Here is a 16035-nt window from a genome sequence, read left to right on the forward strand (position 1 = left end):
TGCCTGGCGATGACGGTGACATGGCCGACGGCCGGCATGCCGACGCATGCGGCCAGGGCGGAGGTCGCGGTATTGCCGTTGCCGATGATCACCGCATCGCACGAATGGTCGGACACGGGGCGGGAACCGCGAGCGTCATAGGAATGTTCGAAGGCGAGCTCGATGCCGCGGACGTCGGTGTTGTACAGTCTGATGGCCGGCAACGATTCATCGCCGTTGCGACATGCGCCCTTCCAATCGAACACCGCGGTGTTCGCCACCATCAGTTCCTTGGACCAGCGGTCACAGGGAAGCCCATACGGTTGAATCGTCTTCTTCAGCGGCATGGTGAGGCTGAGTCCGGCCCATGTGGGGTCGAGGCCTTTCAGAAACCGTTCCAGGTCATCTTCTCCGACTTCGTGCCTGTCGTAGAACCAGTCGTCAAGGTGCAGGGCCCGATACGCCGCGTTGTGCAGGACCGGGGAAAGCGAATGCGCTATGGGTCTGCCTAAGACCGCACAGCGATGATTGATTTCTGCCATCATGCTCCTTCCCTAGTGTCCCGTCCTATGCTAGCAAGGTTTGCCGTTATCGCACGGCATGCTGTCATTCCGCAAAACGTTCCGGGTTCTCCGATGCTCTGTTTCCGGTTTTCGCCGTGGAACCGGAATGTTCCGCATGCGTCGCATCGGCAGCGTCGGTCGGAGCGTCATCATGCAAGGCTCGGTACAGGGCCTCCGCCTTCGCATGGCCGATGCCTTTGACCCGTTCGAAATCCTCGACGCTTGCCGAACGCATGGCGCGTACCGAACCGAAATGGCCGAGCAGCCGCTTCTGATAGGACTCCCCTATGCCCGGAATGTCGTCAAGGGCCGAACGCAATGCGCCTTTCCGCCTGGTTTGACGATGGTAGGTGATGGCGAACCGATGGGATTCGTCGCGCACCCTTTGCAGCAGATACATGCCTTCCGACTGGCGTTTGAGGATGATCGGATAGTCGTCGTCCGGCACCCAAACCTCCTCCAGCCGTTTCGCGAGGCCGCAGACGGCCACATCGTCGACGCCGCAGTCCTCAAGTGCCTTGGCCGCCGCCATGACCTGCGGCTTGCCGCCATCGACCACCACGAGATTGGGCTTGTATGCGAAATGCCTACGGTCCGGGTTCTGCCGCACCACGGTTTCACCGTTTCCGGATGGTTCTCCGGCCGCAGGCTCCCGATTCCCCTGTTTGGAAATACGATGCTCGTCGTCGAGGCTCTCGCCGGAGTCGCCGGCGATGTTGCCGTGGCGGAATCGGCGGGTCAGCGTCTCGTACAATGCGCTGAGATCGTCCAACGCGCCCTTGCCGTCCGCTCCGCGTATGGCGAATCTGCGGTATTCGGATTTCTTGGCCATGGCGTCTTCGAACACCACCATCGACGCCACTTGGAACGCGCCGCCTATGGTGTTCGAGATGTCGTAGCATTCGATGCGCAACGGCGATTGCTCAAGCCCAAGCGCCTTGGCCACGTCGTTCATGGCCGTGGTGCGTGCGCCCATATCGCTGATACGACTCATCTTACTGCGCCGCATCGCCTGCCTGGCGTTGTCGTCGGCACGGTCCATAAGCTGTTTTTTGTCACCGCGAATCGCCGTGCGGATGGTCACCGCCGCTCCGCGCAGACCGGTCAGCCACTGTTCGAGCTCCCCGCGTCTGGCCGGTTCGATGGGCACGATGATTTCGCGGGGCACCGGCGCTATGGGGGCCAGCAGATCGGCACGGCCGGTCTGCTCCAGCCGCTCGTTCCGCTCCCTGGTGGCCTGCGCGCGGGCCACGGCATCGGTCGCCGTCACCGTTTGCGTCGAACCGATCGCGTCACGCGTTTCGGTGACGACGGTGGACGCCGTGGCGGATTCCATGGCATGCCGGCCTGACAGTTCCGAATACACCTGGGTGATGAGGTCGGACACAAGCTCCTCGTCACTGACGTCCTCCACCCGTTCCACGCTCCAATTGCGCTCACCGCGAATGGAGCCGGCCCGAACGAAGAAAGCATGCACCGAGGCTTCCAGCTCATCGGATTCGATGCCGAACACATCCGCGTCGACGTCGGAATCGAACACGACGGCGTTCTGCTCGACGACGGTGGAAAGCATGTGGATCTGGTCGCGCAACCGCGCGGCCTTCTCGAATTCCAGTTCGGCGCTGGCGTTCTTCATTTCGCGCGTGAGCTGGGCGATGTACGACTTGCCGATGCGTCCGGTCAGCACGCCGACCAGCTGCTCGCTCATTCTCCTGTGTTCCGCCACTCCGATGCGTTGCACGCATGGGGCCGAGCATTTGCCTATCGAGGCGAGCAGGCACGGACGATGCGTGAGCTCCGCCTTGCGGAACACGTTCTGCGAGCAGGTGCGCACCGGAAACGTCTTGAGCAGATGGTCGAGGCTCTGCTTCAGGTCCCAGACTTTGGCGTAAGGCCCGAAGTATCTGGTGTCACGGCGTTTCCGACTACGGGTGATCCATACGCGGGGCACGCGTTCCCCGGAGGATATGGCCAGATACGGATACGTCTTGTCGTCGCGGAAGACGACGTTGAACCGCGGGTCGAATTCCTTGATCCACGTGTATTCCAACGTCAGCGATTCCAGTTCGGTTCCGACCACGGTCCATTCCAGGCTGCGTGCGGTCAGCACCATGGTCTGGGTACGCGGATGCAGCTGGTACAGCGGCTGGAAATAATTGGTCAGTCGGTTGCGCAGATTCTTGGCCTTGCCGACGTAGATGACCCTTCCCTCGCCGTCACGCCATTTGTAGACGCCCGGCTGGGCCGGAATATCGGAGGTCTTCGGACGGAACAGATCCCTGGTGTCCCCCAGCAGGGGCGCGCCGTTTTTGTTCACTCCCCTGCCAGCGGCCCCGCGCCGCGCCTGTGGCGGCACGGGGCCGCGCATGCTCTCAGCGGTTTTGCGCCATACTTCCGGACTATGCTTCTCAATCATCTTGCTCACAGCATGTCCTTGAGGAACCTGCCGGTCCAGGACCGTTCGCATTGCGCGACCTGTTCGGGTGTGCCTTCGGCGACGACCGTGCCGCCGCCGTCGCCGCCTTCCGGTCCGAGGTCGATCAGCCAATCGGCGGATTTGACCACGTCGAGGTTGTGCTCGATGACGATGACGGTATTGCCTTTGTCGACCAGTCCCTGCAACACCATCAGCAATTTGCGCACGTCCTCGAAATGCAGGCCGGTGGTCGGCTCGTCCAAGATGTACACGGTTTTGCCGGTGGAGCGGCGCTGCAATTCGGTGGCGAGCTTCACGCGCTGCGATTCGCCGCCCGACAGGGTCGGCGCGGGTTGTCCGAGGCGGATGTATCCCAATCCGACCTGCACCAGCGTGTCGAGATACCGTGAGATCGAAGGATACGCCTTGAAGAACCGCGCGGCCTCTTCGATCGGCATGTTGAGCACGTCGGCGACGGATTTGCCGTTGTACTTCACCTCCAGGGTCTCGCGGTTGTACCGCTGGCCGTGGCATTCCTCGCAATCCACGTACACGTCCGGCAGGAAGTTCATTTCGATCTTCAGCGTGCCATCGCCGTGGCATGCCTCGCACCGTCCGCCCTTGACGTTGAAGGAGAACCGTCCCGGACCGTATCCGCGCACCTGGGCTTCCGGCGTTTTGGCGAAAAGCGTGCGGATCTTGTCCCACACGCCGGTATAGGTGGCCGGATTGGAACGCGGCGTGCGTCCGATCGGGTTCTGGTCCACATGGATCACCTTGTCGCACTGGTCCACGCCTTCGACGCGGGTGTGCTTGCCCGGCACGATCCTCGCGCCGTTGAGCTTGTCGGCGAGAACCGGGTAGAGGATCTGGTTGACCAGAGTCGATTTGCCGGAGCCGGACACGCCGGTAACGCAGGTGAACACGCCCAGCGGGAAATCGACGTTCAGGTTCTTGAGGTTGTTCTCCCTGGCCCCGATCACACGAAGCTGCTTGGTCTTGCGCACCTTGCGGCGGCTTGCCGGCACCTCGATGGTTCTTCTGCGGGCGATGTAGTCGCCGGTGATGGAGCGCGGAGCGTCGACGATTTTCGCGGCCGGGCCCGAGTAGACGACCTCCCCGCCATGTTCGCCTGCGCCGGGACCGATGTCGATGACCCAGTCGGCGCTCTTGATGGTGTCCTCGTCGTGCTCCACGACGATCAACGTGTTGCCGAGATCGCGCAGATGATGCAACGTGGAGATCAGACGCTCGTTGTCGCGCTGGTGCAATCCGATGGACGGCTCGTCCAGCACGTACATGACGCCCACCAGTCCGGAACCGATCTGCGTGGCCAGACGGATGCGCTGGGCCTCTCCGCCGGAAAGCGTCTTCGCGGCGCGCGACAGCGTCAGATAGTTCAGACCGACGTCATTGAGGAATCCGAGGCGCGCACGGATCTCCTTGACGACCTCACCGGCGATTTTCGCGGCCGATCCATCCAGACGGAGGTCGTTGATCCATTCGAGGCTTTTCTCGGCGGACATGTCGCACACGTCGGCGATGGACTCGTCGCCCACGGTGACCGCCAGCACCTCCGGGCGCAGCCTACGGCCGTGGCATGCCTGGCAGGGCACTTCGCGCATGTACGATTCGTAATACTGCTTCATCTGGTCGGAGTCGGTCTCGTCATGCCGGCGCATCAGCGTGCGGACGACGCCTTCGAAGCCGGTGGAGTATTCGCGCATGCGTCCCCAGCGGTTACGGTATGAGACCTGCACCTTGAAGTCATGGCCGTACATGATGGCGTGCCGCACGTCTTTGGGCAGATCCTTCCATGGCGTGTCCAGGTCGAATCCCATTTCGTCCCCGAGGCCCTCGAGCACATGCCGGTAGTATTCGCCGGTGCCCTTGGTCATGCCCCAGGGCTCGATGGCGTTCTCGTTCAGCGTCTTGCTGGGGTCGGGAATCACCAGTTCCGGATCGATCTCGAGCTTGTAGCCGATGCCGGTGCATACCGGGCAGGCGCCATAGGGCGCGTTGAAGGAGAAGGTGCGCGGTTCGATCTCGTCGAGTTCGAGCTGGTGCCCGTTCGGGCACGCGCGCTTTTCCGAGAATGGCTTGCGCCGGTCGGGGTCGTGCTCGTCCAGATCCACGAAGTCCGCGATGACCACGCCCTTGGAAAGCCGCAACGCGGTCTCGATGGAATCGGTCAGGCGCTGGCGGATGCCGTCCTTGACCACCAGACGGTCCACCACCACTTCGATGGTGTGCTTCTTCTGCTTGACGAGTTTGATGTCATCGGAGAGCTGCCGCATCTCGCCGTCGATCAGCGCGCGGGCGTAGCCGTCGCCGCGCAGCAGTTCGAGCAGGTCCTCGAACTCGCCCTTCCGTCCGCGGACGACGGGCGCCAGGATCTGGAACCGCGTGCGTTCCGGATATTTCAGCAGCGCGTCCACCATCTGCTGCGGCGTCTGGGCGCTGACCAACGCGCCGCATTCCGGGCAGTGCGGGATGCCGGTGCGCGCGAACAGCAGGCGCAGGTAATCGTAGATCTCAGTGATGGTGCCGACCGTCGAACGCGGATTGCGGTTCGTCGTCTTCTGGTCGATGGACACGGCCGGGCTCAGGCCTTCGATGAAGTCGACGTCGGGTTTGTCCATCTGCCCCAGAAACTGCCGTGCATACGCGGACAGTGATTCCACATACCTGCGTTGGCCCTCGGCGAACAGCGTGTCGAACGCCAGCGAGGACTTGCCGGAGCCGGACAGCCCGGTGAACACCACCATGCGGTTGCGGGGGAATTCCAGATTCACGTTTTTGAGATTGTGCTCGCGAGCGCCTTGGATGACGATTTTGAGGTCGTTGGGGAGGTGTTTGAGGTCGGCGATGAGTGCGCCGTTGGTTGGTTTCATGGGCGCTTTTTTGATTTCTTTGGTGAGGAAGGCGTCGCTGGTGAGTATGCGTTCCACTATGACGTTGCCGTTTGTGGGGTTTGTGTGTTTGGCCACTGTGGTGTCCTTTGTTTGGTTGTGGCTGTTTCTGGGTATTAGGATAGCGTGTTTTTGCTGTGGTTTCGAACAGGTGTTCTATTGGTTGGCGTCGTTTTCGTGTGGGGTTGTGTCGGTGGTGGGTGTGCTGTCGAGTTCCTGTAGGGATGAGAGGCCGTTGTTGGGGTCTTTGTAGGCCACGTAGGCTTTGGTGGCGGTTTCGAGGATTTCGGCGGTTTTGCTTTCGGGTGCGGAGACGATGACTTGGAAGCCGAGTCGTGGGAGCACGTTGAGGGCGCGTTGCGTGTATCTTCCGTCGGCTTTGATGAGTGCTTCGTCGAGGAACAGTGTGGTGTAGGTGGGGTGTCCGGTGAGGTCGCCGCCGAGTAGGTAGATGAGTGCCGCGCCGTAGATGAATGAGGTGAGTTCCTGTAGCGCGCCGCCGGATTTGCCGCCGGTGGAGCTGATGCGTTCGTCTGGTTCGTCCGTGTGGTGGACGATGGCGTAGAAGGATCCTCGTACCCGTGGGTCGAGGTTGTAGGAGCCGTAGCTGCGTACGCCGCCGGTGTCGTGGATTTTGCCGAGTTCCGTTTTGAGCGTGTCGATGAATGGTTTGCAGGATGCGAAGGCCTTGCGTGTGGCGGTGGCGTCGTCGCGGTCCTCTTGTGTCCAGTCGTCGAGTTTTGTGAGGATGGCGCCGAAGGCCTGGGCGAAGTCGCGTTGTGGTTTGCCGAATTCGACGGTGAGCGCCAGTCGTCCTTCGCGTGGTCCGAATTTCTGGTCTTTGAGCATGTCGTTGATGCGGTCGAGCTGTTCGCCGATGTTTTCCTCGTCGGAGCGTATCGACCGGTTGAGTTGTTGCAGGCTCATGTAGAGTTTTTCGACGCTGTTGGCGTATTCCTCGTCGGTGGTTTTTCGGGTGACGAGCATGTCGAGGTCGCTGAGTTCCCGGAGGAAGTATTGATAGTCGTTGACGCTTGCGGTGACGATGCCGTCGTCTGCGGCGTGGTCTTCAAGGTATGACTGCATGGCCTGTTCCGTGGCGGTGCGCTTCTCCCCTGTCTGTTCGGACAGTCTTGTTATTTGGCCGCCCATCACATTCTCGAGTTTGCGTACCACGCGCTGCGCGAAGGGTGTTTTGCCTTCCGCGTCGGAGATTCCGGCGAGGTGCTTCGGCCTTTCCTTCCGGTCGCCGATGATGCCGCAGGCGTCTTCGTACGCGTCGGCGAGCCGGTTCGATACGGTTTCGGGGATGGTGGATTCGTCGAACGTGCCATCATCATGGGATGCCAGCCATTGCGTTTCCAGCCGTTCGGCCTTTTGCGCGCCGTCGAGGTCGGCTTGCGCGTGGTACCGCGTCCGCCCGGCCTCGTCCCGTTGGCGGGCGAGTTCGTCGAGCCGTTCCCGGAGTGTTTTGAGTTCGGGGTCGCCTTCGATGCGGTCGATCTGCGTTTTGAGCTCGTCCACGAGTTTTTCCGCCGCGAACACGTCGATTTCCCGCCATGGCATGTCGGCGACGGCGTCGGCGAGGGCGCGTTCGTCGTGCAGCAGTTCGAGATCGCGCTTGGCTTGGCCGCATCGTTGGTCGACGTCCGCGTATTCGCGTTCCTTCCGGCTGACGCGTTCGCGCAGTTGCGCGAGATACGTTTCGTTGATGAAGCCGATGACCGGAGTCATGCCTTTGGTGCCGTGGAATCCATGCGCTCCGGATTTGATTTGGCCGTCCGCCTGCACCTGTCGGCGTTCGTCCGCGTCGTCGATCGCGTCCACGCACGCCGCGTCGTACCGTTGCGATGCGGTCTGCGTTTTCAGCCATGACGCGAACGGGGAGTCCTCGCGGTAGCGCAGTTTCGAGGACAGCCATCCCTCTTCGCTCTTGGCGTCGTGGGTTTGCCGCGTGTCGACGAAACGCCAGGTGCGGCGGATCATATGGGTCGGGTCGATTGCGCTGACCTTGGCCGCGAATCCCGCCTCGTGGCGCCTGTCCACGAGGATGGTCTGCGCGATGGGCGCGTAGGCGACGTTCATGGCCGTGCGCCATCGTTCCTCGTTCTCTTTCACGTCCATGAGTTCGGCCACGTACGGCAGTTCGGCCGCGTCGAGGCCCGTGGCCCGCGCGATGAGGTCGCGCGCGTCCGCCATGGCGTCCGTGACGCGGCTCTTCTGCCGGCGGGCGCGTTCGTAATCCCTGCGGAGCCGTTCTCGCTCCTCGCCGAACGCGGCGCGGCGGGCCACCAGTTCCTCATAGGCCGAGTCGAGTTCGGCGCGCCGCTTGTCGTATGAGCGTGCGGTTTCGGCCAATGCGGCGCGCATGTCGTCCCATGAGGTTTCGTCCGTGGGCAGTTTGCCGGAAGTCCGTTCGAACCGTGCGGCGAGCCTCTGCCGTCGGACGCGCGTCTCCTCGCGGTCGCGTCGGGCGCGTTGCAGGTCGTTTTTGAGACGGAGCAGGTTGCCGTTGTCGAGGCCTTCGAGACGTTCCCTGACCGCGTCGATCTGCGCGTCGAGTCCCTGGATGCGCAGATCGGCCTGTCCGATGCGGAGGCGTGCGTCCTCGATGGCCCGTTCGGCCGCGGGGATTCCGGCGCGTATCTCGCCGGCCATCCGTGAGATTGCCCATGCGGTGATGGCGGCTTCGCCCGCCTCGGTTTCGGGGTCGGCACGCCGGTATTCGCCGAGTTCGTTGCGCTTGGCGGAGTATTCGCCATAGAGGTTTTGGATGGCGCGCAGCTTGCCGACGCGTTTGATCTTCTCTTCCATGATGTGGAAGTTTTCGTGGTACCGCTCGTAGTCGTCGACGGTGTTCCGGGCGATGGCGATGGCCTCGGGCACGTCGAGCACGCCCTGTTTGAAGATGTCGTCGAGCCGTGCGGGCGCGTCGGCGGATTGGATCTTGTGCAGGAGCCGGCATGCCTCCGCGCTGAGCCCCATGATGTGCCAGATGGCGGCATGGAAGGTCTCCGCATTGGGATACGTCTCGCATTCGGGGTACATCTCGCGCAGCATGTTGGCGGTGAACGGGACGTCGCGGTAACGGTCCATGGCTCGCGGGTCGATTTTCCTGTTCCATGTGGCGTAGCGTCGGCGCAGACCGTCCTTGCCGTCGCCTGTGGTCAGGTAGAGGAATTTCGCGCACGACAGGAGGCCCCCGTCGCTGTGGTTCACATAGGTGTCGACGATGGCGCCCCAGATGTTGTGCGGCGTGCCGTCGTCACCGCGGCCGCGCAGATAGACCGGCCGTTCGCCCTCGGCGCTGTCGTTGATGCCGGCCATGCCGCGCAGATAGGTGTAGTCGTTGCGCTCGGATTTGCCGGAATTGGATGCCTTGTTGTACGGCGTGCCCGTCGGATAGAGCAGAGAGATCTGCGCGTCCACAAGCGTGGATTTGCCGGATTCGCTGGCGCCGGCGAGCAGGGTGACCGGCGCCAGCGCGTCGGTGGACGGCCTGAACTCGTGATAGCCGTTGTAGGAGCCCCAGTTGACGAGCTGGCGGCTTTCCAGCATCCAACGGTCCGCGACGATTGCCATGCTGTCGTTCATTTCAGTGTTCCTCTCCATCGTCGGTCGCGTCCTGGTCGAATTCCAAGGCGATCTGCTCGCCGCCGTCCCGACGCCCGTCCGTGTCGCCGGCAGATTCCATGCCGGCGGCATCTTCCGCATTATCGTCTGCGTCATCTTCGTAGCCGAGCCATTGGTCGGCGAGACGCCTGTCCAGAATCACGGGAACCAGCGGCGTGATCAGATACATGTCGTCCTCGTCGGTCTGCGCGAGATAGCCGTAGGTGCGCATCCGGGAGACGGCCGCGGAGATCTTCTTCGCGGTGCCCTCCTCGTCGTTGCTGGACGCGAGGTATCCGGCCCCCGAGGTCAACGCGCCGCGGATCTCGTCAATGCCGATGAGCCACCGCTCCGGGCCGATTCCCTGGCTTTCGTACTCCAACGCGTGAATGCGCAGCAAGGCCAACGTGGCGGCCTCCTCGCGGGTCAGGCTGGCGCGCGTCTTCAACGCGCGTATGCCGGTCTCGTCGTCACCGACCGGCGCGGCGTACATCAGATGGTATCGCTCGTCGACCATCAGACGGAGCATGTCGTTGTTCAACGAACGTTCCACTTCCCCGCGATGCGCCAGGACGAGGTCGTACAGGTCGCCGGTGACGTAGCGCTCGCGTTTGAGCGCGATGGCCGCGACCCTGCCGTCCGCCGTCATGTCGCCGCTGTCGCCGTCGAACAGTCCGGCCCCGTCACGGGATTCGAATGTTTGTTCCAATCGGGTTTCCTCGTTGTCCTGCGCCATGCTCATCCTTCCTGCATGATGTCGTCGATCGTCCGTTCCGTGGCGAGCACCGGCCTGGTGCGCCATACGCGTTCCCTGCCGTTCAGCGATACGCAGTTCCAGTTGACGAAGTCCCCGTCGTCGCGCACGCGCAACGCGCCGAGGAAGCCGACGAGCTCGCTTTCCCTGCGCTCGGCGCGCGGCAGCCGGTTGAAGCTGGCCGCGAAATCCACGTACCGTCCGTCTTCGGTCCATACCGGATTCCGACGGATGAGGCCGACCATGCGGCGCAGCCTGGGGCCGCATGTCTCGATCATCGATTTCAGGTCGGGCGCCGCGACCATCGGCTCCTGGGCTTCGGCCAGGCTTGCGGATGCGCTGCGCGCCATCGACCTGGCCGGGCGCGACGGCAAGGCCGCGAACTGCGCGAATCCGGAATCGGTGTGGTACGGTCGGCCGGCATCGCCCGGCCTGGCCTTGGCTTCGGCGCCGGCCTTCGCGAACAGACGGTTCAACGTGACGAGCATGGTGCGATAGCGGGTGTCGGTCTGCTGGCGCACGAGCCTGCTGACCGCCTCGTCGGAGACGCGGGTCTGCTCGCGCACGTCCTCGATGCCCTGGTAGATGCGTTTGAGTTCGGCGCGCACCTGGCCGAGCAACATGCCCGGCTCCCCTTCGAGATACGGGTTCCTGGCGATGTCGCGCACGGCCTCGTCGATGGCGCGGCGCCCCTTCTCGGTGACGATCACCTGGAACGCGTCCTCGAACCTGCGGCCGCTGTCGGACTGTCGGAACGCCCTGCGGTATTCGTCATGGTACGCGTCGAGGATCCGCTCGACGCTCATGTCTCCGCTTTGCATGCGCCGGCGCAGCGCGTCCCCGTTGTCGCGTTCGGCGAGCGCCAGTTCCCGTAGGTCGATGGGCACGCCGCGCAGGGTGTTGTGGATCACGCCGATGATGTCGCCGACCTGTTGTCCGGTGAGTTCCTTGATGTTTCCGTCGTGTTCGAGTCGGTCGATTTCCTTTTGGCGTTCGGCGATGTCCTGTTCGAGCAGTCGGATGCGTTCGCGTGGGTCGGCGGTCAGTTGCATGCGGGCGTTTTCGATTTCCATGATGATGCTGTTGGCTTGGGCGCCGGAGAGGGTTTTGGTGGTGTCGCCGAGTCGGTCCAATGCTTCGATGGCTCTGTGCGCGCGGGCGGTGAGGCGGTATAGGTAGCGGTGTGTGGAGACGTCCATGGAGTTGGCGAGCCATGCGTAGTCGCCCGCGCCTTCCTTGGTGAGGTCGAGGAGCGTCGTGTGGGCGGCGTCCAGGGCGGTCTGGCTGTCTTTCAGTGTGTAGTCTCCGGTCTTCGTGAGTTGGGTGATGCTGCGTGCGAAGCGTTCCTCGACGGTTTCCCTGGGCAGTTCTCCGGAGAGCGGGTCGAATGTGGCTCGCAGCAGGGCGATGTACAGCATGGAGTTGCCGCGTAGCAGCAGTCGGAGCACACCGGTTTCGTATACCGGACGGATTCGTTCCATTTCCCGTCTTACGTCAGTCACTGGCCGTGTTCTCCTCTTGCGTGTGTTTCTTTGCGTTCTTCCCATTGTAGGAGAGTGCGTCCGCTGTCGGTGCGGGTGCGGTTTCGTTTTGGCCGGGTTCGTCGTCATGCGAAGATGACGTGGCGGCATAGCAGGAATCCCCAGATGGATTGCATGCCCATGGTGATGATTTTGACGGCCATGGTCGGCCATCCGAGCTGGCTTGGTATCCAGGACATCATCAGGTTGGAGAACAGCAGGTTCCAGCAGTACATGGCCGTGAACATGGCGATCGAGCGGATGTGGTTCGATGACGATTTGAATGTGATGTTGCGGTTCATGGCGTAGTTGAACGAGCCGGAGCAGAATACCGCGGCGGTGTTCGCGATGCGGAACGGGGCGCCGGCCAGCTGCAGCAGCGCGAAGACGCCGAATTCCACGAAGGTCTGCATGATGGAGACGCCGTAATAGCCGAACAGTTGTCTGATCATGGTCCTTTTTGGCCGCGCGCCGTCCGTCATGGGCCGTCCCTCCGTTCCGTTTGCCTTGCCGTGTGGACAGTATAGTCTGCGTTTCCGCTGGGGGTTCGGCCTGCGGGCGGAGGGGCATGGAGAAGGCGTCGCGCATGCGCGCGGCGCCCTGTGGCTGTCGTGGGAATCGGCGTCAGAAGCTCATGTTCATGAGCTGGTTCGCGTATTCCTCGACGAGTTCGCTGTCGTGTTCCGTCCATTCGTGGCTGGCGGAATCATCCGGCACGAAGCTGATGCCATTGTTCTCGTTCATGTTCGTATACCTCCATAGGGCTTCACTGCCGCGGCGACCTTGCCGTTTCCTTGTAAAACCGGTTCCAGTTTGTGTCGGCGGCAGGGCGATTTCAAGAAGGCGTTCGCATCGTGGCCGGCCGTCCCCATGCCGACGGTGTCGCTTTCCGACGTCTCCTCGTGCGTCGGCGGGGATGCGGGTACGATGGAGACGTTCGAAAAACTACGACAAAGGAGTGTGGAAACATGAGCGGACAGTCGGATGATGCCGAACCGGTCGAACTGGGGTACATCGAGGATCTCGGGGATATGGTCTCCGTGCAGGAGGGATCCACCGTTTCCCGGACCGTCATGCGGAAGGCCGGAGGCAATGTGGTGTTGTTCTCCTTCGACAAGGGCGAGGAGCTCAGCGAGCATACGGCCGCGATGCCGGTGTTCGTCCAGACCCTGAGCGGACGGTTGAGGGTGACCGGCAACGGCAGGACCGTGGAGCTGGTTCCGGGAGGGCTGGCCTATTTCCCCACGCGCATCCCCCATGCCGTGTACGCCGAGGAGCCGTCCGTGATGATGCTGACGATGATCACGCCCGCGCGCGCCGACATCGAGAAGTAGGTCGGTGACCATTGAACCTTCCGCGCGCGGACATATTAAATCGACCCGTCATGGCCGTGCGCGGAATCCTGTGAATACAAGAAAAGCTCCCGACGGGAGCTTTTCTTATTGGAGCGGACAACGGGACTCGGACCCGCGGTCTCAACCTTGGCAAGGTTGCGCTTTACCAACTAAGCTATGTCCGCATGTCTACCACCTTGGTGGCTGACGAGTTAGTAATATACTGGATTCGCCATTGATGCGCAACTATCGGCGTGTCGACTGTCATTCCAAGGGTTTTCTACAGTTTCTGCCGGCATGATGACAAAAACGACCATGCATGAATCCGCCGTCGCGTGCGCACAAATCAGGTGTATATGACAATCCCCGCTGTACGCCATCTTCTGGCGTGCAGCGGGGATTGCCTCGGAAGCGTGTCCGTCACGGTGCGTCAGTGCTGCGACACGGTGACGGGGCAACGCTGGAAGCTCTTCAGGTCAACGTAGCCGGTCGTGGCCATCGCGCGACGGAGCGCTCCGATGAAGTTGGTGGTGCCGTCGGGGTTGTGGCTCGGCCCGAACAGCACGTCGTGCAGGCTGCCGACGGTGCCGACGTTGGTGCGGAAGCCGCGCGGCAGCGTCTGGTGGCGCGCCTCGGCGCCCCAGTGCATGCCCTGGCCGGGAGCCTCGGTGGCGCGGGCCAGCGGAGAGCCGAGCATCACCGCGTCGGCGCCAAGGGCGAACGCCTTGATGAAGCTGCCGGAATCGCCCATGCCGCCGTCCGCGATCACCTGCACGTATCGACCGCCGGACTCGTCCATGTAGTCGCGGCGCGCCTCGGCGACGTCCGCGATGGCGGTGGCCATCGGCGCGTGCACGCCGATCGTGTTGCGGTTGGCGGAGACCGCGCCGCCGCCGAAGCCGACAAGCACGCCGGCAGCGCCGGTGCGCATCAGATGCAGGGCCGCGGTGTAGTTGGCCGCGCCGCCGACGATGACCGGCACGTCAAGATCGTAGATGAACTTCTTCAGGTTCAGCGGCTCATGGTCCTTGGAGACATGCTCGGCGGACACGACGGTGCCGCGGATCACGAACAGGTCGACGCCGGCCTCGAGCACGGTGGAATAGTAGTCCTGGGTGCGCTGCGGGGACAGCGCGCCGGCGACGGTGACGCCCGCGTCGCGGATCTCGTGGAGACGCTGGACGATGAGCTCCGGCTTGATCGGCTCGGCGTAGATCTGCTGGATGCGCGCGGTCGCCTTGTCCGCCGGCAGCTGCGCGATCTCGTCGAGCAGCGGCTGCGGATCGTCATAGCGGGTCCACAGGCCCTCGAGGTCGAGCACGCCGAGCGCGCCCATCCTGCCCAAGGCGATGGCGGTGGCCGGGCTGGTCACCGAATCCATCGGGGCGCCGATGACCGGCACGTCGAATTCATAGGCGTCGACCTGCCAAGAGGTGGACACATCCTGCGGATCGCGAGTACGACGGGAGGGAACGATGGAGACGTCGTCCAGCGCGTAAGCCAGACGGCCCTTCTTGCCCAAACCGATTTCAATTTCCTGAGACATGGCTCCAAGGCTAATGCTCAGCTATGACAGCCAGTGCGCCGGACGGGCCGGATTTGGACATCGGCGGACGGAATTAACACACATGTTATAAACAGGAACCATTCACCTTCAAACCCGACAGGAGGGCAACGCATGGCCAAGATCAAGGTCGAAGGCAAGGTCGTCGAACTCGACGGCGACGAGATGACCCGCGTCATCTGGAAGGACATCAAGGATCGTCTGATCCTGCCGTATCTCGACGTGGATCTCGATTACTACGATTTGGGCATCGAGAACCGCGACGCCACCGACGACCAGGTGACGGTCGACGCGGCGAAGGCCATCCAGCGCGAGCACGTGGGCGTCAAGTGCGCCACGATCACGCCGGACGAGGCGCGCGTGAGGGAATTCGGCCTCAAGAAGATGTGGAAGTCCCCGAACGGCACCATCCGCAACATCCTCGGCGGCACCATCTTCCGCGAGCCGATCGTGATGAGCAACGTGCCGAGGCTGGTCCCGGGATGGACCAAGCCGATCGTGGTGGCCCGCCACGCGTTCGGCGACCAGTACAAGGCCACCGACTTCAAGGTTCCGGGCGCCGGCACCCTGACCGTCACCTTCACTCCGGAGGACGGCTCCGAGCCCATCCAGCACGTCGTGTACAACTACGGCGAGGACGGCGGCGTGGCCCAGGTGCAGTACAACGTGAACGATTCGATCCGCGGATTCGCGCGCGCCTGCTTCAACTACGGCCTGATGCGCGGATATCCGGTCTACCTGTCCACCAAAAACACGATTCTCAAGGCGTACGACGGCCAGTTCAAGGACACGTTCGCCGAGGTGTTCGAGAACGAATACAAGGACAAGTTCGCGAAGGCGGGACTGACCTACGAGCACCGCCTGATCGACGACATGGTGGCCAGCTCCCTCAAGTGGCACGGCGGCTACATCTGGGCCTGCAAGAACTACGACGGCGACGTGCAGTCCGACTCCGTCGCGCAGGGATTCGGCTCCTTGGGCCTGATGACCTCCGTGCTGATGACGCCGGACGGTCAGACCGTCGAGGCCGAGGCCGCGCACGGCACCGTCACCCGCCACTACCGTCGTTGGCTGAAGGGCGAGAAGACCTCCACGAACCCGATCGCGTCCATTTTCGCCTGGACCGGCGGACTCAAGCACCGCGCCGACCTCGACGGCACGCCGGAGGTCCGTCGTTTCGCCGAAACGCTGGAGAAGGTCATCATCGACACCGTCGAAGGCGGCCAGATGACCAAGGACCTCGCCATGCTCATCGGCCCCGACCAGCCGTGGCTCGACACCGAAGGATTCATGAACGCGCTCGACGAGAACCTCGCCAAGGCGCTGGCCGAATGACCTCCGCCCGCAGGCGGTGGCGGAACGGCCGATAGAAGGGCCCGGA

Annotated in this window: 10 protein-coding genes and 1 tRNA gene; 2 read left to right on the forward strand and 9 right to left on the reverse strand. The window is 62.9% G+C overall.

Annotated elements, in window-relative coordinates:
* From B3C64_RS01685 to B3C64_RS01715, 7 genes are all read right to left on the reverse strand, one after another.
* On the reverse strand, positions 1 to 521 hold a 521-nt coding region (locus B3C64_RS01685), incomplete at its 3' end, for a shikimate dehydrogenase family protein (protein WP_414632144.1).
* 64 nt (positions 522 to 585) lie between these two features.
* The gene (gene uvrC, locus B3C64_RS01690) at positions 586 to 2958 is read right to left on the reverse strand and encodes an excinuclease ABC subunit UvrC (protein WP_414632146.1); all 2373 of its coding nucleotides are present in this window, start codon (positions 2956 to 2958) and stop codon (positions 586 to 588) included.
* Between the two features lie 5 nt (positions 2959 to 2963).
* Positions 2964 to 5852 carry an excinuclease ABC subunit UvrA gene (gene uvrA, locus B3C64_RS01695; RefSeq protein WP_291533313.1) on the reverse strand — a complete coding sequence of 963 codons (2889 nt, stop codon included), beginning with the start codon at positions 5850 to 5852 and terminating at the stop codon, positions 2964 to 2966.
* Between the two features lie 174 nt (positions 5853 to 6026).
* Complete coding sequence (locus B3C64_RS01700; protein ID WP_291533281.1) at positions 6027 to 9464, reverse strand: ATP-binding protein; 3438 nt, start codon at positions 9462 to 9464, stop codon at positions 6027 to 6029.
* 1 nt (position 9465) lies between these two features.
* A complete protein-coding gene (locus B3C64_RS01705; RefSeq protein WP_414632145.1) occupies positions 9466 to 10224 on the reverse strand; it encodes a DUF4194 domain-containing protein in 759 nt (252 codons plus the stop codon).
* Positions 10221 to 11717, reverse strand: a complete 1497-nt coding sequence (locus tag B3C64_RS01710; protein WP_291533315.1) for a DUF3375 family protein — start codon at positions 11715 to 11717, stop codon at positions 10221 to 10223. The genes B3C64_RS01705 and B3C64_RS01710 overlap by 4 nt, the downstream gene beginning before the upstream one ends.
* 125 nt (positions 11718 to 11842) lie before the next feature.
* Positions 11843 to 12208: a GtrA family protein gene (locus B3C64_RS01715; RefSeq protein WP_291533283.1), complete on the reverse strand. Its 366-nt coding sequence runs from the start codon at positions 12206 to 12208 to the stop codon at positions 11843 to 11845.
* 516 nt (positions 12209 to 12724) lie between these two features.
* On the opposite strand from B3C64_RS01715, the gene B3C64_RS01720 reads away from it, so the two are divergent.
* Positions 12725 to 13090, forward strand: a complete 366-nt coding sequence (locus B3C64_RS01720; RefSeq protein WP_291533285.1) for a cupin domain-containing protein — start codon at positions 12725 to 12727, stop codon at positions 13088 to 13090.
* Positions 13091 to 13199: 109 nt separating this feature from the next.
* On the opposite strand, the gene B3C64_RS01725 is transcribed toward B3C64_RS01720, so the two are convergent.
* Together B3C64_RS01725 and B3C64_RS01730 are read right to left on the reverse strand one after the other, a co-directional pair.
* Positions 13200 to 13275: transfer RNA gene (locus B3C64_RS01725), tRNA-Gly, on the reverse strand.
* Between the two features lie 245 nt (positions 13276 to 13520).
* Positions 13521 to 14636: a GuaB3 family IMP dehydrogenase-related protein gene (locus tag B3C64_RS01730; protein ID WP_291533286.1), complete on the reverse strand. Its 1116-nt coding sequence runs from the start codon at positions 14634 to 14636 to the stop codon at positions 13521 to 13523.
* 132 nt (positions 14637 to 14768) lie between these two features.
* Between B3C64_RS01730 and B3C64_RS01735 the strand changes: the two genes are divergently transcribed.
* On the forward strand, positions 14769 to 15989 hold the full coding sequence (locus B3C64_RS01735; RefSeq protein WP_291533288.1) for an NADP-dependent isocitrate dehydrogenase: 1221 nt from the start codon (positions 14769 to 14771) through the stop codon (positions 15987 to 15989).
* Positions 15990 to 16035: the final 46 nt, after the last annotated feature.

This window comes from Bifidobacterium sp. UBA6881 (assembly GCA_002451435.1).
Lineage (GTDB): Bacteria > Actinomycetota > Actinomycetes > Actinomycetales > Bifidobacteriaceae > Bifidobacterium.